Below are 25,697 nucleotides of genomic sequence, written 5' to 3' on the forward strand. Positions count from 1 at the left end.
GGGATTTTCACCCCTTATTTAAAAACCACTAGCGGCAACGTATTTGGTAATAATCGTTAATAATGGCTCTACAAATACAATCGCAAACATTGTAATAATTGCTGCAAATCCTACAATAACTTTCAGTGGTGTCGATGCATTGGTTGCGTATAATCTAGCATCCGCTGTAACAGGCTCTTTTAAAAACATAAAAATAACAAGTTTCATATAGTAATAAACGGCAATTGCGCTATTGATCGCAATAATAATGGCTAATGAAACATAATTACTGTTAATCGCTGCACTAATCAAATAAAACTTCCCGAAAAAGACAGAAAAAGGAGGCATACCCGCAAGCGCGAACATAAAAATACCCATAATCGTTGCGGTTGTTGGCATAATCTTTACCAGTCCAGAAAACTTTGAAAAAGGGTGTTGATAACGTTCATCCCAAAGATTTTTACGATGTCTTACAATCCAAAGCATTGTAAAAGCCCCTAGGTTCGTAAACATAAAGAGTGTCCAGTAGAAAAAAAGCGCTGAATTGGACTGGGTTGTTCCAATTAAAATAGCTGCCATCATAAAGCCTGCATGAGAGATGGAGCTGAAGGCTAACATACGTTTAACATCTTCTTGCACAAGTGCTATCAAGTTTGATAATGTCATTGTAAGAACAACTAAAATATAAAGGATTTGCTCTAACCAAACGACACCTGAGGATACAAGCATCTCAAAGAGACGCATCGCTACCACAAAACCTGCTATTTTTGGCACAACTGACATATATCCTGCTAGAGGTGCTGAACTTCCCTCATAAACATCAGGTGTCCATGTATGCCATGGTACCAATGAAAGTTTAAAGCCCAATGCGCCTAGCATAAATACGGTTGCCGCAAGAACACCTACAAGAGGCTCAAACTCTCTTTGCATTAAGATTTTTCCAATTTGATTGATCTCAACACTGCCGGTAAGTGCATAAAAAATCAGTGCTGAAACACCGTAAAAACTTGCGGCTAATGCTCCCATTGTAAAATATTTAATGGCTGCTTCAAACGCTTTCGCACGATTGTGCATTGCAATGAGCGTGTAAAGGGCAAGACTTGAAGTTTCAAGACCAATAAAGATCATAATTAAATTGTCACTAGAAACCATAAATTGAAAGCCCACAATCATAAACATAAAGAGTGCATAAAACTCTGCCATTCTAAATTCTCTAAAATGTCGATGACTGAGTGAGAGTGGTAAGAAAAATGCCGAAGCTACTAGAATAATCACTTGTGCAATAATGGAAATGCCATCAAGCAACAATACATCAAAAAATCCATGTGATGGACCATTAAAGCCAACAACAGCACCAAAATCTAAGATAATAAAAAGGACTGTAATCATCGTTAAAAAACTACGATTCAATCCTTTGACTGCCAAATCAGCACAAATAACAGCCAATGCTCCTAGCACTAAAATCGCCATAGGAAGGAGTGCAGGTAGATTGAGGCTTATGACGTCAATCGAAATAGGCTCTAACATTAGTGTGTTCCTCCTATGCTATTCGCTTTAATAATAACCTCTTTAGTTGTCTGTTCAACCGCTTTTTGATCCATCAAGACAAGCATTTTTTGAACGCTCATATCAATGACACTTAAAACGGGTTTTGGATAGATTCCTAAAATAGCGACCAACGCCACGAGAGGAATCAGTGCAGTGAGTTCTTGAGCATTCAAATCTTTAAGTGTTTTATTCTCAGCATGAACGACTTCACCAAAAAATGATTTTTTGTAAAGTACCAACATATAAACCGCTCCCAAGATGATACCTGTTCCTGCAAACAATGTCATCACCCAGCTAATGCGGTAAAAACCTGCTAAAGACAAAAACTCTCCAACAAATCCTATGGTCAAAGGAAGTCCAACAGAAGCCATCAGCATGATGCCATACACCGTAGCAAAGTTTGGCATAACGGATGCCAAGCCTCCAAAATCGCGCATCAGCTTGGTGTGACGTCGATCGTAAATGACACCCACTAACATAAACAGAGCACCACTCACAATACCATGACTCAGCATGAGAAAAATTGAACCCGTAATGCCCTCAGCGTTCATGGCAAACGTTCCTAAGATGACAATACCCATGTGCGAGATTGAACTGTAGGCAATGACTTGTTTCATATCTTCTTGAGCATACGCTATCATCGCCGCATAAATCACCATAATGATACAGATGGTTGCAACGGGAATGAGAAAATAAACCGAAGCATCAGGGAAAAGGGGGAGTGAAAAACGCACAAAACCGTAACTTCCCATCTTTAAAAGAACTGCTGCTAGGATGATAGAGCCAATGGTAGGTGCTTGACCATGCGCATAAGGAAGCCATGTATGAAATGGGAACATTGGCACTTTAATAGCAAAGGCTAAGAAGAATGCTCCAAAGAGCCATAGTTGTGTTTCAAATGGAATTTGCAATAAGTACCAATCAGGTAATGAAAAACTCCAAATTCCTGTCGCTTCATGGTATAAAAAGCCCATATACAAGATACCCACTAACATAAGCACAGAACCTGCAAATGTATAGAGGAAAAATTTGATGGATGCGTACATACGGTTCGCACTTCCCCATGCGCCAATAATATAAAGCATTGGCACTAAAGAAAGCTCCCAAAACGCGTAGAACCAGATAACATCTAAAATTAAGAAAACGCCTACCATGGTCATCTCTAAGAAAAGAACCGAGATAATCAAATTTTTAATCTCATTTTTAATACTAAGAGCAATAAACGCAATCATCGTAATAAATGTCGATAAGATCACTAAGAAAAGAGAGATACCGTCTACTCCAAGATAATAGCTTAAACCATAACTTGGCATAAAAGGCAAATACTCAACAAACTGATAACCCGCATTGGAGCCATCAAAGCCAATCCATAAAATAATGGAGAGGAAAAATTCAATAGCGCTGACGCTAATGCCATACGCTCTTATACTCTCTTTGGTAACCAAAAATCCTAAAAGTCCTGCCATTGCTGGGAAGAATACAAGAAGTGATAAAATATGTTCCATGTCCTACTCCCTACACCATTGGTCTATAAAAAATTGCGAGTGCAAGTAAGACTATCATACCTACAATCATCCATCTGAGCATGTCGGAGAGATTTCCACTTTGCATCTTTCTGGCACTTTGCCCTGTCGAATAAACTACTTTAGCAATTAAATCCACTGTAAAATCCACAATTTTAGTATCTATTTTTAACCATGCAAACGTTGCCAAGGCACTAAAAGGACGCATAATATAAAGTTCATACAATTTTGGAATATAGTATTGATTACTTAACAATTTGTAGCCTGCACTCTCTTCCCATGACTTTGGAAAACCACCGCGCTTGTACATAAAAATAGCAAATGCTATACCACTTACCGCAATGCCTAGTGTTCCTGCGATCAAAAGTACTTCAGTCCCATGTGCAATATGAATTTCATACTCTGCCAATAGACGCGTTACAAAACCCTCAAAAGTATGCTCTAAAAATCCTGCAACGACAGCTAAAAGTCCCAATGGAAGCAGTGCATAAATGACAAACGGTTGTGCCTCATGTGGGTGTAAACCATGCTTCACATACTCTTTTTCACCAAAGAATACGAGCATCACCAAACGGAAGCTGTAAAATGCGGTCAAACCTGCACCGATAAAGAGCGCAAACCAAAGAAAATAGGCACCCTCATTAAAGGCAACTTCTAAGATTTTATCTTTGGAGAAAAAGCCCGCAAAAGGATAAATACCTGCTAATGCCACCGAAGCCACGCTCATCAAAATAGCGGTTGCTTTCATCGATCCATAAAGTCCACCCATCTTTTTGATGTTAAGTTCATCGTGCATCGCATGCATAACGTTACCTGCACCCAAAAAGAGTAATGATTTAAAGAAAGCGTGTGTCATCAAGTGGAAAAGTGCTATCCAGTAAGCGCCTAGTCCTGCGGCTACAAACATATAACCCAGTTGCGAAAGCGTTGAGTAGGCGATAATGCGTTTAAGGTCGTTATTGACCAGTGCCATCGAAGCGGCAAAGACGGCAACAAAAGCGCCTAAGGAAGCGATAGCAAACCCAACTTCTGGGATAAGCGTGTAAAGTGCTCCACAGCGAATCACAAGGTAAACACCTGCTGTTACCATGGTTGCGGCATGAATAAGAGCTGAAACAGGTGTTGGTCCTTCCATCGCATCAGCTAGCCATGTATGAAGGGGGAACTGTGCTGATTTACCCATCGCACCAATAAATAAAAACATGCCAATGGTTGCCAAGAGCGTCACATCCATTGATTTCACACTTGCAAAGACTTCATCATATTGAAATGATCCAACATTCCAATAAATAAGAAATAGTCCCATAAGCATGCCAAGGTCGGCAATTCTATTCATAATAAACGCTTCATTCGCTGCCCATGAAGCAGAGTGCTTGTGGTACCAAAAACCAATGAGCAACCATGAACAAAGTCCCACACCTTCCCATCCAATGAAAAGACCGACAAAATTATCACTCATCACCAAAATCATCATGGAAAAAACGAAGGCGGAGAGGTAAGAGAAGAAACGGTTAAAACTCTTATCATGATCCATATAGCCAATAGAATAGATATGAACAATCGTCGAAACAAGCGTGACTGTTACCATCATAATAACCGAAACCTCATCAACCACAAAGCCAAAAGGAATCTCCAAATTGCCCGCGGCAATCCAATCCATCATCGTTACATGTAAAGGGCCGTATGTATTGACATCTATCAACAAAATAAATGATGCAATCATAGAGAACGCAATAAGCATCGAAGCAATAATACCTGTGAAAAGCATCTTAGGGCGTGCTGCAAAAAAGGCAACAAACAAAGAGCTTACTAGGGGTGCAAAGAGTGCTGTGTAAAGATATTTTTCCATTGCCTTACCCTTTCATCATTTGAAGGTTATTAAGATCAACAGAACCATTTCGCTTGTACCATAAAATGAGAAGTCCAAGACCAACAGCTACTTCACTTGCAGCGACGGCTATAATGAAAAAGGCAAACATTTGCCCTGTGAGATCTCCATAATATTTTGAAACCGCTACAAAGCCAATATTAATGGCATTGAGCAAAATTTCTGTTGAGAAAAAAAGCATCAAAAGGTTCGTTCGTCGCATGACACCTACAAGTCCTATGGAAAATAAAATACCCGCTAATACAAGGTAATGTGTTAAGGTGATCATTCTCCCTCCTTTGCATCTAATTCATCATCTTCAAGGTTTAAATACTCATCCATTCGTTTACTCGCAAGTACAATGCCAGAAATCATCGCTACTAAGAGCATAATAGCGGCCAATTCAAACGGAACTAAGTATTTGGTAAAGAGAACAATTCCAATCATCTGAATATTGCCTACGTTATCCATAACTGGATACATCGCTTGAATATTTTCAGAAGCCAAGGGTACACATAAAATGGCTACAACTAAAATAGCGCTTATGATCGAAAGCGTATAGGCAATCTTTTTAGAGCGCATCTTCTCACTGACATCGCGTGTCGTGTCAAAGAACATCATACCAAATGCGTAAAGCGCCATAATCGCGCCCGAATAAACAACGATCTGAACAACGCCTAAGAACTCCGCATCTAGAATAAAGAAGAAGCCAGAGACAAAGATCATTCCACCCGCTAGTGCGCTCATCGCATAGAGTGCATTACGACTCAGAACCACTATCCCAAACATGCCGATGGTGAGTGCGGCAAAAACGTAAAATGCTATAATTTCGTACATCTCTTCCTCAATACGCTAATGGTGTCTGTTTCACATTTTCATCGGCATTATCACTTAATGCACCAAATCCTGGAAACTCTTTTTGTTGTTTGGCTCTAAAGGTATCGAGCGGAGTGAGCATATCCTCTTTCAGTCCAAAATGCGCACGTTGCTCACTGGCGTTTTCATACTCAGCGCCGTGTACAATGGCAAGTTCAGGACATACTTCAGCACAATACCCACAAAAGATACAACGACCAAAGTTAATACTGTACTCGCTTACGACTTTGCGGCTTTTCTCATCCACATGCGTCTCCATGCGAATACAATTAGCAATACAGATCTTTTCACACAAACCGCATCCAATGCAACGCTCACTTCCACTTTCAAATAAGCGAAGTAGTCGATGAATTGCCCTATATCTCGGGGTCATTTCCATTTTTTGTGCAGGATATTGAAGGGTGTGAATATCAAAACGAATCATCTCTCTAAAAACAATCCAAAGTCCTACAAAGAGTTCACCTTTTAGGCTTCGTCTTACGACCTTTTTAAAAGCTTGCCAACCATTTTCTGGCTTTTGTTCACCCTCGAAAAAGATATATCCAGGGGCAATATTTCGTTGTTTAAAATCTCTTAATTCCATCATCGCCTCCTAAATCAGCGCAAAGCCGGTAAGCAAAATGTTAACGACCGCTAAAGGCATCAACACTTTCCAACACACCCACATCAATTGATCAGGTCTGATATGCGGCCAAGCAGCCCTTACCCACAAGAAAAGGAAAACCCAAAATGAAACTTTTAGCAACATCATCACAGAACCTGGGATAAACCAAACAGGATTATAACCGCCCATAAAAACAATACTAACCAAAACAGAAATAGTAATCATGTTAGCATATTCGCCAATGAAAAAGAGACCCCATCGCATACCAGAATACTCTGTTGCATAACCTGCTACAACTTCAGCTTCAAACTCAATCGTATCAAATGGCGCACGATTAGTTTCCATAAATCCTGCCATCGCAAAAAGAATAAATGCTAAAGGTTGTTTCCAAACAAGCCAGCTTGTCACGCCACCACTTTGATAGTCATTAATATCAATCAAGGATAGTGAGCCTATCATCATAATGGGCGCTAAAACAGATAATCCACTGACCACTTCAAAAGAGAGCATCTGGACCACAGCACGCGCTGCACCTAAAAGCGACCATTTATTGCTACTGCTCATACCCGCAAGGAGCGGTCCATAAATACCCACCGATGCCACACCCATAACATACAGAAGTGCTACGTTGATGTCCGAAATAATCGGATGAATCACATAACCAAAAAGTGTAAACTCTGGAAAGTATGGAACGGCTGCCATAGCCACAAACGCCGTTACAGCGGCAATGACAGGAGCAATCATAAAGATAGGTTTAACCGCATTTTGAGGCACAATATCCTCTTTGGTAAAGAGTTTAATACCATCGGCTGCGAGTTGCAATAAACCATAAGGTCCCACATTCATAGGTCCAAGACGGCGTTGCATAAAAGCGAGCACTTTTCGTTCAATAAATGTCGCAAACCCTGCCATACCTGCAACAACCGCTACAACAATAATGGCTTTGACAATGGTTTCAACCAAAACGGCTGTTTCAAACATGTTCAACTCCTTTAAGCACTACGTGAGCAAATCGATACCCCTCTTTAAAAAATGGAGATGTGTCAATTTTTGTATCAAACGTCGGAAGATAAGCGATCATTCCGTCGATCATTTTTTCTTCTTTAATCGCAATCGCCAATTTTGCACCTTCATCATTTTCCAATGTCACCATTGCACCATCATGAAGATTTTTAGCTTCTAAGAAAGCAGATGAAACATAAAGTGCCCCCGCTTCATTTAGCTGATGTGCTTTGTTTGTAAAGGCACTAAACTGATGCACTGGATTAGCCCTGTAAACCACATCACCCTCTTTACATGTAAAGTTTGCAATTGGTTCAATGTCATCGTTACATGTAACACTTTGAGAAGCAAGCACATAGCCACGATTTTCAGTGCCATCGTTTTCATAACGATTCGGTAAGCTATCAAATTTTTCTGCTTTAAAGCCTTTTTGACTCGGTAAATAAGGCGTATAATCAATCGTCCACTCCGCTTCTAGTCCAAGCGCATTGGCGATGTCATTGAGGCAATAACCTTTAAAAGGAAGTGCAACATTGGTTGGAACCACACGTTTGTTCATCGACGTAAACGTCCCCTCTTGTTGATTAAGAGAAGGCATATCAAGATCACCTTTACCAAGAGCGCTTAAGGTGAAGTCACCTTTGACGTTATAGCCTAGCGTGAAATTACCTTTTGCCTCGTCCAAATCACAGATGAGTGAAACGCCTAGCGTATTGGTGCGTGATGGGATGATTACTAAGCTAAATGCTGTAAATCGTTCAATCAAGCCTAAAAGTTTCGCGATATTTTCAGCTCTTGGATGCGTGTAAAGATCTTCACCCGCAATTAAACTAAAGCTATCTTTTTTATCCAAAAGTTTGGTGATTTTCTCGACCAAATCCGCTTCTGCACCAATAAGTTCAAGCAGCGCGTTGGTGTCGATTTCAATCTCTTTATCCACCATTTTTTCAATCGTTTTAACAACCTCTTTCTCTTCACCACTCTCTTCGTCTTTGACCATCTCTTTAACTTCTTCTTTGACGCTCTCTTGGATGGTTTTTTTCTGGGTGCTGTGGAAAGTCGCCAAATACTCTACAACACTTTTTGGCATCGCTTCTTTATCCCCAAAAAGATCAAGAAGAAGATACGCAATCGCTTCTTCCGCGCCAATTTTATGGGTGATACTGAGTAAGTTTTTAGAATAACCCGCAACGATAGGATCAGCCACAGGGTGGAAATAAAGCCCAGCACCTTTGTTCATGCCAATCGCATTGTTCATCGCATAACCCGCATTTGGGCTATCGGTTTTAATGGCAGTACCAAAACTAACCACAAAATTACTTGAGCGAATGCTCTCTAGGTCGCCACTGTAAAGGTTTGAGCCTGCTGTACTTGCAAAATTTTTGAGGAAGTTTTGGTACGCTTTGGCATCAACATTGACCAACTTAAAGCCAAACTTCTCTTTGAGCTTTTGTAAAATCAACGCTTCTTCATTGGTAATGTAACTATCAAAAACGATGGTATCAACTTTGGTTTTAAGCAGTTCAACCCCTCGTGCAAAGGCATTTTCATCTTTACATGTAACTTCGTTTTGGAAGTCAAAGCCATAGCGTGCTGCTGCATGAAGCGGTGCGTAGTTATGATCGCTACTGACACGGTAGATTTTAGGCTCTGTATTATGAATGCCCGTATGCTTGACATCATAATAGATGAGTGAACAATCACTGCTGTGTGGGTTTGATGCTGGGATTTTTTTAAGTTCCCACGCATTGGAAGTGTATTGAAAGTCTGAGCCTACGAGTGCGCCGACAGGACAAACGGCTGTACACTCGCCACACTGCGTACAATCTAAAGTTTCAGCGCCACTTGCCACACCGATGATGGACTTTTGAAGTTTGTTCCACATCGCGTAAGCATCTTTTTCGGTTTTATCTTTCCATGCCTTATCAAGCTCTGCACCACCGCGAGGTACGGTTTTGAGTGCTGATTCACCAATCATATCTTTACAGACGGTGACACAACGCTCACAGACGATACACAAAGAGGAATCATAATGAATCGCACCCCAATTTTTAGTTGGACGCTGTGTATCTGCGATGCAGTGATGTTGGCTGTCTACACCCATCTCAAGGGTATAGTTTTGCAGTTCACACTCCCCACTTTGGTCACACACACCACACTCTAAAGGATGGTTAATGTCGTAGATCTCCATAATTGCTCTGCGCTCTTTTTCGATCTCTTCAGTTTTAGTGATAACGCTCATACCCTCTTTGGCACGCGCATTACAACTGTAAGCCCTTTTACCGTCAATATCCACCAAACACAAACGACACGCTAACGTTGGTGAGCAATTCGTCACATAACAGAGCGCTGGGATAAAAATATCGTTTCTGCGCGCAACGCCTAAAACATATTCACCCTCTGTCGCGGTACACTGTTTTCCATCTATGGTTATTAAAACATCGCTCATTGCACTTCTGCCTTCACTATTTTTACTACATGGTAGGGATAGCTAGAATCCGCTTTCGCACAGGGCATTAAAGCGATCACGCCTTTTAAACTATCATCACGCACAAAGGTGCGAGGATAGACCTCTTGGTTGATGGCAACCGTGATTTTATCACCATTTTGCACTTTGGCTGCCATTTGAAACTGTGCTGAACCTATCAAAAAATTCTCTTCTTCTTTACTTATCATAGGGCATTGATAGACCACAACACCATCATAACTTTTAAGATCTGCAATCTCTTCTAAAACTCTCTCTTGCTTTGATGCAACCATCATCTCAGGTGTGCTACCCACAACGAGCAATTTCGCTTTGCCATGCTTTGCAATCAACCCTGCAAGGTGCGCTATATTGGCAGCTCTTGAATGACGTATCACATCATCACCTAAAACCAAAAGTACATTGGTAGCCTCTTCATACAATGCTTCAATCTCTTCAATCTCTTCTTCGCCAAGATTGCTTTCTGCACTGATATAACCTTCATCAAGCTCTTCAAAATAGTTTTTAATAGCCTCAGGAAGCTTTACATGTAAAAGAAAACTTTTGGCAAGCAGTGCCAATACGCCCTCTTCTGCACCCACTTCATAACGGCTAAAAAAAGCACTTTTTTCAACCAAGGCTTGATCTTCCATCGTAAAGAGATAGACCAATTTAGAATCACTCGTACTCAAGCTTCCTAAAAGTGTTGCATCATGGCGAGAAGGAAGTGTTCCCACACACATAATAAGATCAAACCCTTTACATGTAAAAGCAAAAGAGTCATTACTTGGCTGATTTAAGGCTTCTATAAATTGTTTTGCTGCCATTACGCTACTTCACTTTTCACTTTTTTAACGACAATCGTCCAGTCGGTCTCATTGAACTTCAAAGAGTTCATTAACGTCCAACCTGCCTCTTTAATCACATCCGCACTTTTTTGAACAGGAGAAAAATCACCTATCTCAAACATAAAGATGGAAACTTCACCCAAAGCTGTTTCATCAATAATCTCAAGCATACGTCCGTAAAAATCATCGCTTAAATGTCGTAAATCATATCGTTGCATGCTCTCTCCTATCTGTCAATTTCGCCAAAGACGATGTTTGCGTTACCAATGATTGCAACAACGTCGGCAAGATATTCACCCACTAACAGCTCTTGCAAGAAAGCGGTGTGAAAGAAACTTGGTGCTCGAAGTTTTAGTCTATAAGGGTACGGATCACCCTGTGAATTGATGTAAAAACCAAGCTCTCCCTTAGGCGATTCGGTCGCAACGTACACTTCACCCACGGGTGGGCGCATTCCTTGTGTCACCAGTACAAAATGCTGCATCAAAGAGTAGTTTTGTGTCATAATCTGCTCTTTTGGAGCGGAGATATAACGTGGAGCATGCGCCATAATTTCAGGCGTTGTCTTTTCATACATTGGAATCAGTTGCTTGAGAATGCGAACACTTTGTCGCATCTCTTCCATGTGCAATTTATACCTTCCATAGCTATCGCAGGTCGTACTAACAGGAACATCAAACTCAACTTCATCGTAGAGTTCATACGGCTCTTCTTTGCGAATATCCCACGCAATGCCGCTGCCTCTTAGCATCGGACCACTACAGCCCCAGCTTTGCGCCTGCTCAGGAGTAATCACACCTACATCTTCCAAACGCATTTTCCAAATACGGTTTTGGTCTAACAAACCCTCATAATCCGCGATGTCAATCGGCAAATGATTGATAAATTTATTGAGCCCTTCGATCCAGCCTTTAGGCAAATCAAGAGGCACGCCACCAATCCTCACTGAGGAGTGTGTTAAGCGCGCGCCACAGTAATCTTCAATCAAATCAAGCGTATATTCTCTCTCCCTAAAAGCATAAAGGAAAATGGTCATCGCACCCACATCAAGCGCGTGCGTCGCAAGCCAAAAAAGGTGAGAAGAGATACGGTTGAGTTCTAAAAGCATCATACGAATGACTTTAGCGCGTCTTGGAACTTCAAGACCTATGAGTGTCTCTACCGCTAAAGCAAAACCGTAGTTGTTTGCACTTGCAGCGATGTAATCCATTCTATCGGTGGTTGGCAAGAACTCATTGTAGATCATGTTCTCTGCCATTTTTTCCATACCACGATGCAAATAGCCAATATCAGGCGTTGCTTTACTCACCTTCTCGCCATCGAGTTCTAAAATCAAACGAAGTTGACCATGCGCACTAGGGTGTTGAGGTCCAAAGTTAACAATCATATGGTTATCTTCACGCTCAAAAGCAATATTCTCAAAAAAAGGTTTTAGACGATTGACTTTTTGCATGATTAATATCTCTCTTTCACGATTTTAGCATCTTCTTTTTTGAGTTTTTTCACGATAAACACACCACCCTCTTCTTGGTAATCGGTGATCGTTTTTTCTTGGCTTGGCTCGGCACCAAAAGGAACTTCATGGTTAATATGCGCAAAACGATAGGTATCGTTTACATCCACACGCGCACTATCTCTCTCTTCTGGTCCTATGATGTCACGGTACTCTTTGCCAAAAATCTTATCGATTTCATACCATTGTGCCACTTCATCACCCTGCAATGGATAGGTTTTACGAAGCGGATGGTCATACCAATCATCAGGCATCAAAAGACGTTTCATATACGGATGTCCACTGATGATGACACCAAACATATCGTACATCTCACGCTCTGCCCAATCGGCACTTTTATAAACATTAATGACGCTTTTAAGCACTTCTTTTTCTTTAATAAAACATTTCACACGAAGACGTTTACGTTTAGAGGTTGAAAGCAGTTGGTAAAAAATTTCAAATTCACCACTTTTGGCTAACCAATCAATCGCGCTGTGCTCGCTTAAAAAGTTATAAGAGAGTTCATCTCTAAGGGTTTGTAAGACACTCACATTATCTTTTGGGTCTATATAAACAACCAATTGCCCTTTTTGAATATACGCCTCTTTGATCTCAAACTTTGCTTTTAAAATAGCTAAATCGCTTGCAAAAATTTCATCGCTCTCTACTTCTTCTTTAGGAATTTGCGGAGCTACCCAAAAACGGTCGCTGTAATAGGCTTTTTTCTGAACATTTTTTTTATCGTTATAACTTCTCATCATACCAACCTTTTAGGCGCAAGCTTGCGTGATGCTTTCTCTGTGCGGATTTTCTTTTGCAAAAGCATGAGGGCGTATTGAAGTGTTTCAGGACGTGGTGCGCAACCCGGTAAGTAAATATCCACAGGCACGATGCGATCAGCCCCTTGAACGGTTGCATAGGTGTTAAACATACCGCCAGTGTTGGCACAACTTCCCATGCTAATCACCCATTTTGGATCAGGCATTTGATCATACAAACGACGCATAAACGGAGCATGTTTTTTAGTGAGCGTTCCTGCAATGACGATAACATCGGCTTGTCTAGGGCTCGCTCTAAAAATGGTTCCAAAACGGTCAAAATCATAACGACTCGCACCCGTTGCCATCATCTCAATCGCACAACAAGCAAGTCCATACGTCAGTGGCCACAACGAGTTACTTCTACCCCATTGAACCAGTTTATCGACTGTGGTCAGTGCCACAGGAAGACCCGCTTCTTGAAGGTAATTTATCTTATGCTGTGCCATTCGAGCGCTCCTTTTTTCCATGCATATACAAAACCAATGGTTAAAATAATGACAAATAAAATCATCTCAACAAAACCGAACATTCCTAAAGCTTTAAAGTCCACTGCCCACGGAAACATAAAGATAATCTCCACGTCAAACAAAATAAATAAAACTGCAAAAAGATAAAAATGTGCAGAAATTTTATTGGGCTGTTTGGTGACTTCGGGTCCACACTCATAAATGGTTAGTTTAAGTTTTTCGGTATCCAAACGTGACATACTGCGGCTCACAACACGTGCTAGAACAGTAATACCGTAAAATACAACTGCACCAAAGACAAGGAGAAAAAAAGCTCCAAAATAAGGATGTGCAAAATCCATGTGCGACAAAGGTGTCATCATCATTCCTTCATTTTTTATAACGCTCTTTGAGCAAAGCCCAAAAAGCTACGTTAACCACTAGGGTGCTAAAGCTTGCCTCTAACGAGACAGAATTTATATTTTCACAACAAATCCATCTGAACACTTTTACATGTAAAGCATTCAGAAAGGCTTATTTAAGACGATTAATTCATAAATCCAACGGATTTCGCATCACCAAAAGCACCTTTGGTTTCGCGATCAATTGAGAGCTTAAAGTCCTCAAAAGTAAAAAGTGGTTTTGCTTTCGTAGCCACTTTTAAAGCAGTATTTTTAAGCACTACTTTGATCTGCCCACCTGTCAGTGGATATGAGGCTAACTTTTCAATATTTAACCCCTCTTCATAAGTAGCATTTTCGGGTAAAAGTTTTTTCCAAAGTGCAATGCGCTGTTTCAAATCAGGCTTTTCAAAGGCAATTTTATAGTCAAAACGTCTTGAAAAAGCGGGATCTATCGTCTCTAAAAGGTTCGTTGTTGCAATAAGTAGTCCATCAAAACGTTCAATCTGCTCTAAAAAAATATTTTGCATTTGATTGTGCATTTTATCGGCACTGGCACCACTATCGGTGGAACGGGCACTTAAAAACTGATCGGCTTCATTGAGAAGGAGCAAAGGCTCACTTTTGGTCTTTTTACATAACTCTTTATAGGTATCAAAAATACTACGTACATTTTTTTCACTCTCGCCCACATATTTGGAAAGAATTTTAGAACAATCAAAACTGAGTACTCTTTTTTTCATGGATTTCGCCAAAGAAAGGGCAGTCATTGTTTTACCAGTCCCGGGAGGTCCATAGAGAATAATTTTTGCATCAATGCCGCTACGACGCTCTTTTATGCCCCACTCTCGCAGTAATTTCACGACATTTTTATCAATTTGTTTCAGTAAATTATCAAGTACTTCTTTGGTTTTAGGGTGTAAAATCACATCATCCAAATTGGTCTTAGGATCGATTAACTCGAAAAGTTCTTGCTCACCAATAAGCATATCAAGTTTGATTTTCTTGCTTTTTTTCTCTTTGTTGGGATGCATGATCTTTTGTAAAATCTCTTCGCTAATAAAAAAGCTTCGAGTGACACCGCCAAAAGTACTTAGCATCTCATCATAATCAATAATGAGATTTTCAATGAGTTTTGAACCCTCTTCCAAAAGCGAGCGATTTTTAATCTTCTCATAATCATCAATACTAATGAGGCTTATAAGTGTATTCATATCACGTAAACTTTCGAATTCACCGGCATACTCCTCTTTTAGAAGTGCTAAGAAAATAAGTTGCTCTTTAGGATTTAGCTCATTTTCTTTAAAAATATTCTCAACCACGATCTCATTTTGTGTTACTTTTATACGCTCAACAATGCGACTTTCTAAAAGTTCAAGCTTATTTTTAAGGCGTCCAATACTGGGTGAATTTTCCGTTGCATTATGCTTTGTTTGACTTAATTTTTGATAGAGCTCAATACGAAAAAATTGATCTTTTAAATATTCAAGATGATCCTCATAAGGCGTAACGTCTGGTAACACAACCTCCAAAGTTCCTTCCTCTAATAGTTTCAAAAAAGCAGAACTGAGCGTTACCGTGCTGTTTAAAAGTTCTAAATTAGAGACATCCATAATTTTGGAAGTTAAAAAACTGTTTTGAACAATCCAACCTTGCTCAATCAAATCTTTTACCAATGAGAGTTGTTGCAAATGGGCATATTTTTTATCACCAAAAAGCTTTATTAAAACATCGGCAACGCCCATGTCAACACTGCCTAGAACATACTCTTTGGTCATTATTTGCAAAAATTTTGCTTCGTCGATGGAGCATTTAAGATGTTCATAAATTTGTGATGTTTGAACCGTTTTACTCTCTAAAAAATCTACCAAATACTGCAATACAAAGCCTTTTAATCCAAGTGAAAAAATGATACTACTACATGAGAAGTATATGATGACAAGATGATGATAAAATAACCCTTTCGTTAAAAAGTTAATCTCTATTTTTTACGTAATATTCCACCTGTCTGTACTTTTTCCTTTAGTACTCGTTTGAGGACTTTGCCTGTTGCATTCTTTGGAAGCTCTTCAACAAAGTAAATATGCTTGGGTAACTTGAAATTTGCCAAATGTTTCTTAAGATATTGACGTAATTCCATTTCATGGAGTTCAACACCCTCTTTGGGTTGAATAAATGCCAAAACGTCTTCGTCTTTCGTTTCATCTCTAACGCCAATAACCGCTACAGAATCGACACCTTCATATTTGTAAATTATCTCTTCAATTTCTCTTGGGTAGATATTGATCCCTTTAGAAATAATAAGATCTTTTTTACGATCGACAATATAAATAAAACCATCTTCATCTTTTTTACCCAAATCTCCTGTTAGAAGCCAGCCGTTCATAATGGTTTCATCGGTTGAATCTGCATGATTAAGATAGCCTTTCATCACACAGTCGCCTTTAACCATTATTTCACCCACTTCGCCCACTTTAACTTCCATCATCTCTTCATTGACAATTTTTACTTCATAACTAGGAAGTGGTAAACCTACAGAAAGTGCTTTTTGATGATCAAGGCGATTGACTGAAACAGCGGGCGAACACTCGCTCAGACCATAGCCTTCTAAAAGCGTTGCTTTTTTAAATTTAGCATTAAATTCATTCAAAGATTGCTCACTAAGCGGTGCACTACCTGAGATGAAAATACGTACTTTATTGAACCACATAAAATACCATGGAATCTTCGCTTTTAAGAGTGCATTGTAAAGTGTTGGCACCCCTAAAAATATGGTCACTTGTTTAAGCAGTGTCTGTTTAAGCACATTCGCAAAAGGAAAGACCGAACGAACGATCACAATGCTTGAACACGTAAACATGGGGAGAAGTACCATAATGGAAAGCGTAAAAGAGTGGAACATCGGTAAAAAAACAATGAAGCGATCTTTTTCAGTGATTTGAAAAGAGATAGACCCAGCAATAGCATTAGAGAAAAAATTTCGGTAAGAAAGCATAGCACCTTTTGGTTTACCTGTTGTTCCTGAAGTGTAAACAATGCATGCAAGATCATCTAAGTGAGGATTTTTTGCTAAACGTTCATGTGTTTCAAGACTCGCATCAATTTCAGTAAAACTGTAATTTCGCTCATCTAAATGAGGGTATTTGTCTGTCCAAACGATTTTTTCGATCTTCGTTGTATCGAGTAAATTTTTGGTCTCATTGGCAAACGCAGCCGATGAGATCAACATACGCGCTTCACAATCATTCAAAATGTACTCAAATTCCTCTTTTTTTAAAAAAGTATTCAGAGGTACTGCGATTGCTCCAATCTTTGTAATCGCAAATAAAGAGACAACAAACTCTTCGGAGTTGCCAATGATCATGGCAACTCGATCTCCGCTTCTAATACCGCTAAATTCTAGAAAACGCGCAAAGGTATCAATATTTTGCTTGAGCCTTAAATACGTTACTTTGCGATCATCTATAAAAATAGCTACCTTTTTAGGGTCATTTTTAGCATTCGCCTCCATGACCTCATAAAAATTCTGATACGGATACGTTAACATTTTTAAAACTTGTACTTAAATGACGCTGTTACAAGATGAGCTGAAGAGTCTGTAAAAGTACCATACGGTGCCGCTGGGTTTGAGCCAGATCTATTTGTAACGGTTCTATCTTCTTTAATATCATAAAGGTACGCTAACCCCACTTTTAGATTTTGTGAAAGTTTATACTCAAAACCTACAGAGTAAAGTTTTGCGTCGGAGTCTGGAAGTTCAAAACCAAGAGTATTGTCTGGTGTAGGTGATTTATCTATCGCAAAACCTGCCATCATTTTAAGATTATCGGTACATTGGTGACTTAGTCCAATACGGTACGCATTCACATCTTTCCAATTTTTTGGCTTGACTGCACCTAATGCTGAAGCCTCAGCAGTTGCATTATCAAATTGAAAATCCAAAGAGTCATACGCTGACCAATACGTTCTCTCATAAACAAATTCTGCTGTCGTTTTATCGATGGTGTACGCTGCGGCTAAAGCTAGAGAAGCAGGAAGTGGGATATGTGTTTTCACGCCACCATTGAAAGGTGTAGCGGCAGGTATATAAAATGTTGTCTGCGCATCACCATCAACCGTTAAATTGACTTTTGAGCGATACGTTGCGGCTAAAGTCAATTCTTTAATAGGCTTATAGCTCAATGCCAAGTTGTACCCAAAATCAATCGAATCGGCATCCATACTATTTTCATAAGAACCTGCTCTAAACGCCTTGATTTTACCACTGGTGTAGACGCCTCTAAGACCAAAACCAACGGAGAACTGATCATTTACAAGGTAACTTGCTGTCGGATTCACCTCAATAACTTTAAGGGTAAATTCTTCTGCACTCATTTTTTGGAAAGTCTCATCCCAACGTTTTGAAAGACCTGCTGGGGCGGTGATGGAGAGACCATAACGCCAATTACCCATCATTGGAGAGACATAGTGCAAGTTTGGCATTAAAAACTGCTCTTCTTTAGAATCACCATTATACGCACTGTTAAGAGCATCCGTATACTTTACTTTTGGCAAGTTAATGTAGGTCATCGCAACCTCAGTAAAAGCGCCATTTTCCATAAACGACATATTCGCAGGGTTATAATAACTGGCATCTGCGCCATTTGCACCTGCAACGTAAGCAGCACTGAGTGCTACTGAGTTTAAAGATTGCTCAGGAATACGGTATCCTGAAGCTAACAATGTCGCCGCACTAAGACTTAGTAACGTGGCTACCCTTACCGTTTGTTTCATGTGTTGTCCTTAGAGTTTTTTATTAGAGTTCTTACAGAACTCTTGACACGCTTTTAAAGCAAAGCTTCAAAACAAAGTTTCTGTGAAAAGCTGCGTTAACACTGGGTTTGCTTCAGCAGCAAGCCCGCGCACCTTTGGTGCTTTTCCTTCTTGCAAAACGAGTTTTACAAGAAGTCTACTTGATAAGACTATAAAGCAGTGCAATCTCTTCTGCCCATATTGAATCATCGATTGTTTCAAGCACTAAAGGGATGTCATTCATGCGTTCGTCATTCATGATAAACTTGAACGGCTCTAATCCTAATTTTCCCTTTCCGATAGAATCATGTCTATCGACACGAGTGCCTAGATCTGGCTTAGAATCATTAAGATGCATTCCTTTAAGATACTTAAATCCGACGATTGTAGCAAATTTTTCCATCGTTTGCCTATATACATCTTCGCTTCTTATGTCGTAACCTGAAGTAAACAAGTGGCAGGTATCGATGCAAACCCCTACACGCTCTTTATCGATGGAATTATCCATAAGGTAGTTTAGGTGTTCCATTTTGTAACCCATATTACTTCCTTGCCCAGCTGTATTCTCAACAACGAGTGTAACACTGTTTGTTTGGCGTAACACTTCATTCATAGATGCACTGATAAGCTCTAAACACGCCTCTTCGCTTATCTGTTTTAGATGGCTCCCTGGGTGAAAATTGAGCTTATCAAGCCCTAAAGCTTCGCAGCGTTTTACCTCATCTAAAAAGGCATTTAACGATTTTTCACGTGCTTCAAGCTCAGGATGCCCTAGATTAATCAAATAACTATCGTGTGGTAGAACATGTTTGGGTAAAATCTCTGCAATCTCTAATTCACGCTTGAAACGATCAATTTCATCTTGTGTTAAAGATTTTCCTTCCCATTGACGTTGATTTTTTGTAAAAAGTGCAAACGCTTTTGCTCCAATTTTTGTGGCATTGATAGGAGCATTAAACACTCCGCCACTTGCACTCACATGTGCTCCAACAAATTTCATACTCTTCCTTTAGGGTAATTGTTTTAATCGCATTAAGATGCCATTTTTCGTATCTTTAAACGTTAAGTTTGATCCTTCAACTTTGTAACTAAGATGGCTGTTTTGAAGTTCTAGCTCTTGCACAAAACCATTGCTGATTTGGTGCAAATTTTTCCCTTCATATATAGGCTGTTTAGCAATAATGTCCTGCATCAACCCAGCATAATGCTCTTCTTGAAAAAACTGCTGATTAAAAGCAAGTTTATCCATACATCTTCCATCCAAGCAGATATTGTTTCCCATCATCTCGAGATTGAAAAGGACACTTCCTGCAGAAAAAATTTGCACATTCGTATAGCCTTTACCTTGATTGATGAACCCTGTATCTGAAAGTGCAATTTGCTTATTTTTAATGGTAATGATATAGGTTTCAGAAGAGGTAATTTCCTGCTTCGTTGCACAACCACTCAAAAAAATCAAGACTAGAAAGCTTACATGTAAAACTATTTTCATACGTGACACTCCTTGCATGTTCCCTTTAATACAATGCTGGTAACTTCTCCCTCAACTTTGCCTAAATCAACATCCATACAGGTGATTTTATGGCAATGCTCACAAATAAAATGAGCATGTGTTGTGCTAGAGAGTTCAAAATACCACTTGCGATCATCGGCTTCAAACTTATGCACCATCCCCAATTCTTCAAACTTGGCAATGTTGCGGTAAAACGTTGCTTTATCCATTGCAACACTCATCTTCTCTTTTATCTGCTCATAGCACATGGGATGATGCGCCTCTTTAAGCACTTCCAAGATAGAAGAACGTGCGGTTGTAAACTTGATATCATGTTCTTCAAACAATGATTTGATCTGTTCGCTCATAGTTTCCTCTTCGGAATGAAATCTAAGAAATAGTACCCAATTTTTTTTCATATATGATTAAAGAATCATTCTAAGTCACAACTAAGTTGCATTTGATTAAGATTGCATTAAAATTATGCAACTTAGTCGCAAAAGGATCGTTTATGAAATTTTTTATACTTTTATTCACTCTTCTCTTTGGTTCACTCTTAAGTGCTGCACCTACTGTGACCGTCAGTATTCTTCCCCAAAAATATTTTGTCGAACAGATTGCTAAAGATTTTTTACATGTAAATGTTATGGTTGCCCCAGGTGCTAGCCAACATACCTACGAGCCAAAACCTGCTCAGATGAAAGAGCTTGCAAGTTCTGATGCTTACTTTAGCATTGGTGATGGTTTTGAAAAAGCATGGCTTCCTAAATTCAAGAGTAGCAATCCTAAAATGGTAATGGTCGATACCGTTAAAGGCATTGAGAAAATAGCAATGGCAGAACACCATCATGAAGGTGAAAAAAAAGATGCTCACCATGACCATGAAGAGGAATCTCTCGATCCACACGTTTGGCTCGACCCTATTTTGGTTAAAACGCAAGCTAAGAATATTTACGATGCACTGATCATGCTTTACCCAGCACAGAACGCTGAATTTACAAAAAACTATGAAGCATTTATGGTTTCACTCGATGCTTTAGATGCGTCCATTCAAAACACGCTAAGTGAAATCAAAAGCCGTAAATTTATCGTCTTTCACCCTTCTTATGGCTACTTTGCGAAACGTTATAACTTGGAGCAAATCGCCATCGAAGTCAGCGGAAAAGAGCCAAAACCAAGTGAGTTAGCGACTATCATTAAAGAAGCCAAAGAGGAAAATGCCAAAGTCATTTTTGTTGCTCCTCAGTTTTCACAAAAAAGTGCTGTCAGTATTGCTAAACAAATCAATGGAAAAGTTCTACCCATTGACCCACTTGCTTATGCATGGAGTGAAAATCTTTTGAGCATTGCCAAAACCTTTCAATCAGAACTAAAATGATATAATCGTTTCATGCAAAACGATATACAAATCAATCACCTTTATTTTAGTTATGATGGCGCAACCGTGCTGGAGGACATTAACCTCCAGTACAACAAAAACGAATTTTTAGCCATTATTGGGCCCAACGGTGGGGGTAAAAGCACCCTGCTTAAGATGATGATAGGCTTACTTGAGCCCGAGCGTGGCGAAGTGCTTCTTTTTGGTGAAAAACCTTTACATGTAAGCCATGAAATTGCCTATGTCCCTCAAGACACCATCGCCAATAAAGACTTCCCCATTAAAGTGATGGACGTTGTTCTTATGGGCAGACTTTCCAAATCTAAAGCTTTTGCAACCTACTCTAAAGAAGACAAAACTATCGCTTTAAGTATGTTAGAAAGAGTTGGCATGAAAGGGTTTGAAAACCAAAAAATCAACACGCTCTCTGGCGGTCAACGCCAACGTGTTTTCATTGCACGTGCCCTTGCGTGTGAAGCAAAGATTATGTTTTTGGACGAACCAACAGCAAGCATCGACACCGCAGGGCAAATCGATATGTTTAAACTACTCAAATCGCTCAACGAAACAGTGGGTATTGTTATCATCAGCCACGACATCAATGTTGCACTGAATTACGCCACCAAAGTTGTCCATGTCAACAAAACGCTCTACGTCCACGATGTGCCAAAAACTCAAAATTTCAAAGTCTTTGAAAATCAAAATGAACACGTCTGTCCCGTTGAGCTTATCAGCGCAACCCGTTGTAACCACACGCATAAAGAACTTTCATGATGGACATACTCAACTTTGATTTTATGCAAAATGCACTTTTTGCATCCTTGTTAGTCAGCATTATTTGTGGTGTCATTGGGACATTGACCGTTATTAATCGCATGGTCTTCATTGCGGGCGGTATTGCCCATGGCTCGTATGGTGGCATTGGCTTAGCGCTTTATTTTGGCATTGCTCCAATGCTTGGTGCTTCACTTTTTTCGCTTTTTTTAGGGGCTATCATCGCTTATATTACCCACCACAACAATGCACGTCTTGATGCACTCATTGGTGTATTGTGGGCATTTGGAATGGCGCTTGGTATTATTATGACTGACCTAACTCCGGGCTACAATGTTGATTTGATGAGTTATCTTTTTGGTGCTATTTTATCCGTAACGCCTGAAGATCTTTATGGAATGGGCGCTGTGCTCGTCGTAGTCTTAAGCTTTGCTATCATTTTTTACAAACAACTTTTGGCGATGAGTTTTGATGCCCAGTTTGCAAAACTTCGAGGCATTAATGTCACTTGGCTCTATTTTGCTTTGGTTTTGATCATAGCACTAGGTGTTGTGATTATCATCCGTGCGGTGGGGCTTATTTTAGTGATTGCTTTGCTTACCATTCCACCTTACATTGCAGAGAAATTTACCAATTCTGTGGGAGGCATGATGATCGTTTCATCGCTTCTTTCAGCACTCTTTTGCACGGTTGGACTTTATCTCTCTTACAGCTTCAACCTTAGTGGCGGAGCTTCCATTATTTTAGTGGCAACAACAACCTTTTTTCTCCAGCTTCTCTATAGCAGGTACTTCAAATCTTAGACGGCATTTTTTCGTCTGCGGTATTGCTCCATAAAGTAAGAACCCAGTTCTGCGATGAGCATACCGCCTAAAATCATCACCGCACCACAAATTTGTGGAAAAGTTAAAAGTTCATTGGCAAAGAAATAGCCAAAAATTCCTGCACTGACAGGTTCCATCGTAAAAATAATCGCTGTTTTTGCCGCTGTGGTAAAACGCTGCATGGCTGTTTGCACCCAAAAGGCAAAGATCGTTGCAAAAATAACCGTAATGGCAATAGCATTCATAAACAACATATCCGTTCTAGGTGGAATGATAGAGCCATCCATCATAAAACCGCCAATAAAAGAGCACACACCTACCGTTAGAAATTGAATGGTCACTAAAAGATAAATATTGTGTTGACGTGAAAGATGCCCCGTAAAAACAATATGCAGTGCAAACATCATAGCACACACAAAAGCATAAAATTCACCTAACGAAAAACCTAATTCGTTATTGAGTGTTAAAAAATAGAGCCCGATAGACGCTATGATAGCGCCTAATGTTGAAAACAGTGAAGCTTTCTGCTTGAAGATAAGATACGTTACAAAAGGAACGACAATCACACTTAACCCTGTAATAAAACCAACCGTAGAAGAGTAAGTATATGTAAGCGCAAATGTTTGAAATGCATAACCTAAGAACATAAAAAGACCCAAAAGAGAGCCTGCTTTTAAAACCTCACGGTTGAAATAACGCAGTTGTTTAAATGAAATTAATAGCATTAAAGAACCTGCTAAGAAAAACCGCCAAAATAAAAAGGTATAAACAGGTGTTTCATTAACCGCAGCTTGTACCACAAAAAAAGTACTTCCCCATGCAACGGCTACCATTAAAAGTAAAAAATCTGCGCCCAATTCTCTTAGTTTATGACTAATCAATATACACCTCAACTTTGATAAGAGCAAAATTGTAGCACAATGAAGTGTAGAAAAATAGAGCATCAAGAGTAAAATTTCGCCAAGAAAGAAAATTTTATTTATCTCTCTTGCAAGAACATGCTATAATCCAAACTTAGTAAAATATTTTTATACTTATTTAATCTTGGAGGCTTTTAGTCATGGTTCAGCACATTAAAATCTCCCTTCTCTCAATCCTATTTTTATCTTCATTATTACATGCCGCCCAAGAACAAACCGTTCGAGGGGAAACACTCTTTAAGCAATGTGCAGGATGTCATGGAAGTGATGGTCGCAATAAAGCCTTTGGTAAAAGCGGAATCATCGCGGGGCAGAGTGTTATAGAGCTTATGGAAAGCCTAAAATTTTATAAAGAGAGTGAGTTTAAAACCCACAGTACGACTCTGGTTATGTCCAAACAAGTTAAGAACATGAATATGGAAGATTTAAGTGAGGTTGCGAACTACGTTTCAAAATTACAAAAATAGCCTTTAAAGGATCCCTGTGAAAAAGATTTTTTATGCCATACTCGTTAGTACGTGTTTGCTTTCTACATCTCTTTATGCAAGTGCCGTTAGAGGAAAAAACTTTTATGCACAGTATTTAAAACCCGTATGCGGCTTTAACGGTGAAGTTATGGGGAAAAAGCACACTGCAAATGAATGGAAAACGTTTAATGATAACAATCAACTCAATCTTGCAATTAAAGCACTCTGCCCTAACGCTCCTTTAATTACTACGGAAAAAGATCTTACAAATTTATATCACTTTTTAAGTTCTTTTGCCAGCGATAGTGGCAATGTACCCTCGTGCAATTAACGATTTTGAGCTTTTACAATTATCAAAGTTCTTTATCTTACTTTTATATTCTACTGCTACAATTATGGTTTACGCCACATAATGAAAGAAAGGTTTGAATGAGTCAAGCTATTGTTCGCATGGAAAATGTTAATAAATATTATGGCGATTTTCATGTTCTTAAAAATATAAATTTTTCCGTTACGGAAGGCGAAATTGTTGTTATTTGCGGACCTAGTGGTAGCGGTAAATCAACGCTTATTCGTTGTATAAATAAACTTGAAGAGATTGATAACGGTGAGATCGTTATTGACGGATTTGATCTCTATGCAAAAAAAGTTAACATTAACCAAGTTCGTGCCGAAACGGGCATGGTTTTCCAACACTTCAATCTTTTTCCCCATTTAACGATTTTAGAAAATATTACCATCGCGCAACGCAAAGTCAAGGGTATTAGCAAACATGACGCCAATGAAGCAGCTCTTAAACTTCTAGAACGTGTAGGCTTAGTACACAAAGCTGAGGGCTATCCAAATGAGCTTAGTGGTGGTCAAAAACAACGTGTGGCTATTGCTAGAACATTGGCAATGAAACCCAAAATTATTTTATTTGATGAACCAACTTCTGCCCTTGATCCTGAGATGATTGGTGGTGTTTTGGATGTTATGCGTGAACTTGCACATGAAAATTTTACCATTGTTTGCGTTACCCATGAAATGGGTTTTGCTAAAGAAGTTTGCGATCGTATCGTCTTTATGGATGAAGGTGTCATCATTGAAGAAGCCACTCCTGAAGCTTTCTTTGCCAATCCAAAAACAGAACGTGCTCAGAAATTTTTACAAGAGATATTAACACATTAAAAACTAA

27 protein-coding genes are annotated in these 25,697 nt (G+C 39.5%); 6 read left to right on the forward strand and 21 right to left on the reverse strand.

The window, feature by feature from the left end; translation table 11 throughout:
- Nucleotides 1-18: 18 nt before the first annotated feature.
- From nuoN to N0B29_RS03605, 20 genes are all read right to left on the reverse strand, one after another.
- Nucleotides 19-1,506, reverse strand: coding sequence for an NADH-quinone oxidoreductase subunit NuoN (gene nuoN, locus N0B29_RS03510; protein ID WP_263832299.1), 1,488 nt, complete (start codon nucleotides 1,504-1,506; stop codon nucleotides 19-21).
- Complete coding sequence (locus N0B29_RS03515) at nucleotides 1,506-3,032, reverse strand: NADH-quinone oxidoreductase subunit M (protein WP_263832300.1); 1,527 nt, start codon at nucleotides 3,030-3,032, stop codon at nucleotides 1,506-1,508. The genes nuoN and N0B29_RS03515 overlap by 1 nt, the downstream gene beginning before the upstream one ends.
- 10 nt (nucleotides 3,033-3,042) lie before the next feature.
- Nucleotides 3,043-4,899, reverse strand: a complete 1,857-nt coding sequence (nuoL, locus tag N0B29_RS03520) for an NADH-quinone oxidoreductase subunit L (RefSeq protein WP_263832301.1) — start codon at nucleotides 4,897-4,899, stop codon at nucleotides 3,043-3,045.
- A gap of 4 nt (nucleotides 4,900-4,903) precedes the next feature.
- On the reverse strand, nucleotides 4,904-5,206 hold the full coding sequence (gene nuoK, locus N0B29_RS03525) for an NADH-quinone oxidoreductase subunit NuoK (RefSeq protein ID WP_263832302.1): 303 nt from the start codon (nucleotides 5,204-5,206) through the stop codon (nucleotides 4,904-4,906).
- Nucleotides 5,203-5,754 carry an NADH-quinone oxidoreductase subunit J gene (locus tag N0B29_RS03530; protein WP_263832303.1) on the reverse strand — a complete coding sequence of 184 codons (552 nt, stop codon included), beginning with the start codon at nucleotides 5,752-5,754 and terminating at the stop codon, nucleotides 5,203-5,205. The genes nuoK and N0B29_RS03530 overlap by 4 nt, the downstream gene beginning before the upstream one ends.
- Before the next feature lie 7 nt (nucleotides 5,755-5,761).
- Nucleotides 5,762-6,376: an NADH-quinone oxidoreductase subunit NuoI gene (gene nuoI, locus N0B29_RS03535; protein WP_263832497.1), complete on the reverse strand. Its 615-nt coding sequence runs from the start codon at nucleotides 6,374-6,376 to the stop codon at nucleotides 5,762-5,764.
- A 9-nt stretch (nucleotides 6,377-6,385) separates the two neighbouring features.
- Nucleotides 6,386-7,378, reverse strand: a complete 993-nt coding sequence (gene nuoH, locus N0B29_RS03540; RefSeq protein ID WP_263832304.1) for an NADH-quinone oxidoreductase subunit NuoH — start codon at nucleotides 7,376-7,378, stop codon at nucleotides 6,386-6,388.
- Nucleotides 7,371-9,848, reverse strand: a complete 2,478-nt coding sequence (locus tag N0B29_RS03545; protein WP_263832305.1) for an NADH-quinone oxidoreductase subunit G — start codon at nucleotides 9,846-9,848, stop codon at nucleotides 7,371-7,373. Before N0B29_RS03545 ends, nuoH begins: the two co-directional genes overlap by 8 nt.
- Nucleotides 9,845-10,690 carry a hypothetical protein gene (locus N0B29_RS03550; RefSeq protein ID WP_263832306.1) on the reverse strand — a complete coding sequence of 282 codons (846 nt, stop codon included), beginning with the start codon at nucleotides 10,688-10,690 and terminating at the stop codon, nucleotides 9,845-9,847. Before N0B29_RS03550 ends, N0B29_RS03545 begins: the two co-directional genes overlap by 4 nt.
- Nucleotides 10,690-10,929, reverse strand: a complete 240-nt coding sequence (locus tag N0B29_RS03555) for an NADH-ubiquinone oxidoreductase subunit E family protein (RefSeq protein WP_263832307.1) — start codon at nucleotides 10,927-10,929, stop codon at nucleotides 10,690-10,692. Before N0B29_RS03555 ends, N0B29_RS03550 begins: the two co-directional genes overlap by 1 nt.
- A gap of 8 nt (nucleotides 10,930-10,937) precedes the next feature.
- Entirely contained in the window at nucleotides 10,938-12,164 is a 1,227-nt protein-coding gene (gene nuoD, locus N0B29_RS03560) for an NADH dehydrogenase (quinone) subunit D (protein WP_263832308.1), read from the reverse strand.
- Nucleotides 12,165-12,166: 2 nt separating this feature from the next.
- Complete coding sequence (locus tag N0B29_RS03565; protein WP_263832309.1) at nucleotides 12,167-12,967, reverse strand: NADH-quinone oxidoreductase subunit C; 801 nt, start codon at nucleotides 12,965-12,967, stop codon at nucleotides 12,167-12,169.
- Nucleotides 12,964-13,473: a NuoB/complex I 20 kDa subunit family protein gene (locus tag N0B29_RS03570; protein ID WP_012855943.1), complete on the reverse strand. Its 510-nt coding sequence runs from the start codon at nucleotides 13,471-13,473 to the stop codon at nucleotides 12,964-12,966. The genes N0B29_RS03565 and N0B29_RS03570 overlap by 4 nt, the downstream gene beginning before the upstream one ends.
- Nucleotides 13,455-13,844, reverse strand: a complete 390-nt coding sequence (locus N0B29_RS03575) for an NAD(P)H-quinone oxidoreductase subunit 3 (RefSeq protein ID WP_263832498.1) — start codon at nucleotides 13,842-13,844, stop codon at nucleotides 13,455-13,457. Before N0B29_RS03575 ends, N0B29_RS03570 begins: the two co-directional genes overlap by 19 nt.
- 176 nt (nucleotides 13,845-14,020) lie before the next feature.
- Nucleotides 14,021-15,754, reverse strand: coding sequence for an ATP-binding protein (locus N0B29_RS03580; RefSeq protein ID WP_263832310.1), 1,734 nt, complete (start codon nucleotides 15,752-15,754; stop codon nucleotides 14,021-14,023).
- Between the two features lie 101 nt (nucleotides 15,755-15,855).
- Nucleotides 15,856-17,421, reverse strand: coding sequence for a fatty acid--CoA ligase (locus tag N0B29_RS03585; protein ID WP_263832311.1), 1,566 nt, complete (start codon nucleotides 17,419-17,421; stop codon nucleotides 15,856-15,858).
- A gap of 2 nt (nucleotides 17,422-17,423) precedes the next feature.
- Nucleotides 17,424-18,647: an OmpP1/FadL family transporter gene (locus N0B29_RS03590; protein WP_263832312.1), complete on the reverse strand. Its 1,224-nt coding sequence runs from the start codon at nucleotides 18,645-18,647 to the stop codon at nucleotides 17,424-17,426.
- Nucleotides 18,648-18,822: 175 nt separating this feature from the next.
- On the reverse strand, nucleotides 18,823-19,665 hold the full coding sequence (gene nfo / locus N0B29_RS03595; protein ID WP_263832313.1) for a deoxyribonuclease IV: 843 nt from the start codon (nucleotides 19,663-19,665) through the stop codon (nucleotides 18,823-18,825).
- A 9-nt stretch (nucleotides 19,666-19,674) separates the two neighbouring features.
- On the reverse strand, nucleotides 19,675-20,157 hold the full coding sequence (locus N0B29_RS03600) for a hypothetical protein (RefSeq protein WP_263832314.1): 483 nt from the start codon (nucleotides 20,155-20,157) through the stop codon (nucleotides 19,675-19,677).
- On the reverse strand, nucleotides 20,154-20,525 hold the full coding sequence (locus tag N0B29_RS03605) for a Fur family transcriptional regulator (RefSeq protein WP_263832315.1): 372 nt from the start codon (nucleotides 20,523-20,525) through the stop codon (nucleotides 20,154-20,156). Before N0B29_RS03605 ends, N0B29_RS03600 begins: the two co-directional genes overlap by 4 nt.
- A 143-nt stretch (nucleotides 20,526-20,668) precedes the next feature.
- Here N0B29_RS03605 and N0B29_RS03610 point away from each other — a divergent pair, with 143 nt between their 5' ends.
- Genes N0B29_RS03610 through N0B29_RS03620 form a run of 3 tightly spaced genes read left to right on the forward strand, consistent with a single transcriptional unit; the run spans nucleotide 20,669 to nucleotide 23,112 of the window.
- Nucleotides 20,669-21,535, forward strand: coding sequence for a metal ABC transporter solute-binding protein, Zn/Mn family (locus tag N0B29_RS03610; RefSeq protein WP_263832316.1), 867 nt, complete (start codon nucleotides 20,669-20,671; stop codon nucleotides 21,533-21,535).
- A gap of 12 nt (nucleotides 21,536-21,547) precedes the next feature.
- Nucleotides 21,548-22,309: a metal ABC transporter ATP-binding protein gene (locus N0B29_RS03615; protein ID WP_263832317.1), complete on the forward strand. Its 762-nt coding sequence runs from the start codon at nucleotides 21,548-21,550 to the stop codon at nucleotides 22,307-22,309.
- Nucleotides 22,306-23,112, forward strand: a complete 807-nt coding sequence (locus N0B29_RS03620) for a metal ABC transporter permease (RefSeq protein WP_263832318.1) — start codon at nucleotides 22,306-22,308, stop codon at nucleotides 23,110-23,112. The genes N0B29_RS03615 and N0B29_RS03620 overlap by 4 nt, the downstream gene beginning before the upstream one ends.
- Here N0B29_RS03620 and N0B29_RS03625 read toward each other — a convergent pair.
- Complete coding sequence (locus tag N0B29_RS03625) at nucleotides 23,109-24,014, reverse strand: DMT family transporter (RefSeq protein WP_263832319.1); 906 nt, start codon at nucleotides 24,012-24,014, stop codon at nucleotides 23,109-23,111. The two genes, N0B29_RS03620 and N0B29_RS03625, sit on opposite strands and share 4 nt — an antisense overlap.
- 179 nt (nucleotides 24,015-24,193) lie before the next feature.
- Here N0B29_RS03625 and N0B29_RS03630 point away from each other — a divergent pair, with 179 nt between their 5' ends.
- The 3 genes from N0B29_RS03630 to N0B29_RS03640 all read left to right on the forward strand — a co-directional run bounded on the left by N0B29_RS03630 (nucleotide 24,194) and on the right by N0B29_RS03640 (nucleotide 25,690).
- Nucleotides 24,194-24,520, forward strand: a complete 327-nt coding sequence (locus N0B29_RS03630; protein ID WP_263832320.1) for a c-type cytochrome — start codon at nucleotides 24,194-24,196, stop codon at nucleotides 24,518-24,520.
- Nucleotides 24,521-24,536: 16 nt separating this feature from the next.
- Nucleotides 24,537-24,851, forward strand: a complete 315-nt coding sequence (locus N0B29_RS03635) for a cytochrome C (RefSeq protein ID WP_263832321.1) — start codon at nucleotides 24,537-24,539, stop codon at nucleotides 24,849-24,851.
- 98 nt (nucleotides 24,852-24,949) lie between these two features.
- Nucleotides 24,950-25,690: an amino acid ABC transporter ATP-binding protein gene (locus N0B29_RS03640; protein ID WP_087437453.1), complete on the forward strand. Its 741-nt coding sequence runs from the start codon at nucleotides 24,950-24,952 to the stop codon at nucleotides 25,688-25,690.
- The last annotated feature ends 7 nt before the right edge of the window (nucleotides 25,691-25,697 follow it).

This window comes from Sulfurospirillum oryzae (assembly GCF_025770725.1).
GTDB lineage: Bacteria > Campylobacterota > Campylobacteria > Campylobacterales > Sulfurospirillaceae > Sulfurospirillum > Sulfurospirillum oryzae.

Coding starts and splice junctions, on each gene's coding strand:
- nuoD (WP_263832308.1), bottom strand. CDS start 12,164: ATGCAAAAAGTCAATCGTCTAAAACCTTTTTTTGAGAATATTGCTTTT.
- N0B29_RS03570 (WP_012855943.1), bottom strand. CDS start 13,473: ATGGCACAGCATAAGATAAATTACCTTCAAGAAGCGGGTCTTCCTGTG.
- N0B29_RS03555 (WP_263832307.1), bottom strand. CDS start 10,929: ATGCAACGATATGATTTACGACATTTAAGCGATGATTTTTACGGACGT.
- N0B29_RS03590 (WP_263832312.1), bottom strand. CDS start 18,647: ATGAAACAAACGGTAAGGGTAGCCACGTTACTAAGTCTTAGTGCGGCG.
- N0B29_RS03610 (WP_263832316.1), top strand. CDS start 20,669: ATGAAATTTTTTATACTTTTATTCACTCTTCTCTTTGGTTCACTCTTA.
- nuoI (WP_263832497.1), bottom strand. CDS start 6,376: ATGGAATTAAGAGATTTTAAACAACGAAATATTGCCCCTGGATATATC.
- nuoK (WP_263832302.1), bottom strand. CDS start 5,206: ATGATCACCTTAACACATTACCTTGTATTAGCGGGTATTTTATTTTCC.
- N0B29_RS03585 (WP_263832311.1), bottom strand. CDS start 17,421: ATGTTAACGTATCCGTATCAGAATTTTTATGAGGTCATGGAGGCGAAT.
- N0B29_RS03630 (WP_263832320.1), top strand. CDS start 24,194: ATGGTTCAGCACATTAAAATCTCCCTTCTCTCAATCCTATTTTTATCT.
- N0B29_RS03620 (WP_263832318.1), top strand. CDS start 22,306: ATGATGGACATACTCAACTTTGATTTTATGCAAAATGCACTTTTTGCA.
- N0B29_RS03530 (WP_263832303.1), bottom strand. CDS start 5,754: ATGTACGAAATTATAGCATTTTACGTTTTTGCCGCACTCACCATCGGC.
- N0B29_RS03640 (WP_087437453.1), top strand. CDS start 24,950: ATGAGTCAAGCTATTGTTCGCATGGAAAATGTTAATAAATATTATGGC.
- nuoN (WP_263832299.1), bottom strand. CDS start 1,506: ATGTTAGAGCCTATTTCGATTGACGTCATAAGCCTCAATCTACCTGCA.
- N0B29_RS03545 (WP_263832305.1), bottom strand. CDS start 9,848: ATGAGCGATGTTTTAATAACCATAGATGGAAAACAGTGTACCGCGACA.
- N0B29_RS03600 (WP_263832314.1), bottom strand. CDS start 20,157: ATGAAAATAGTTTTACATGTAAGCTTTCTAGTCTTGATTTTTTTGAGT.
- N0B29_RS03550 (WP_263832306.1), bottom strand. CDS start 10,690: ATGGCAGCAAAACAATTTATAGAAGCCTTAAATCAGCCAAGTAATGAC.
- N0B29_RS03565 (WP_263832309.1), bottom strand. CDS start 12,967: ATGATGAGAAGTTATAACGATAAAAAAAATGTTCAGAAAAAAGCCTAT.
- nuoL (WP_263832301.1), bottom strand. CDS start 4,899: ATGGAAAAATATCTTTACACAGCACTCTTTGCACCCCTAGTAAGCTCT.
- N0B29_RS03515 (WP_263832300.1), bottom strand. CDS start 3,032: ATGGAACATATTTTATCACTTCTTGTATTCTTCCCAGCAATGGCAGGA.
- nfo (WP_263832313.1), bottom strand. CDS start 19,665: ATGAAATTTGTTGGAGCACATGTGAGTGCAAGTGGCGGAGTGTTTAAT.
- N0B29_RS03605 (WP_263832315.1), bottom strand. CDS start 20,525: ATGAGCGAACAGATCAAATCATTGTTTGAAGAACATGATATCAAGTTT.
- nuoH (WP_263832304.1), bottom strand. CDS start 7,378: ATGTTTGAAACAGCCGTTTTGGTTGAAACCATTGTCAAAGCCATTATT.
- N0B29_RS03615 (WP_263832317.1), top strand. CDS start 21,548: ATGCAAAACGATATACAAATCAATCACCTTTATTTTAGTTATGATGGC.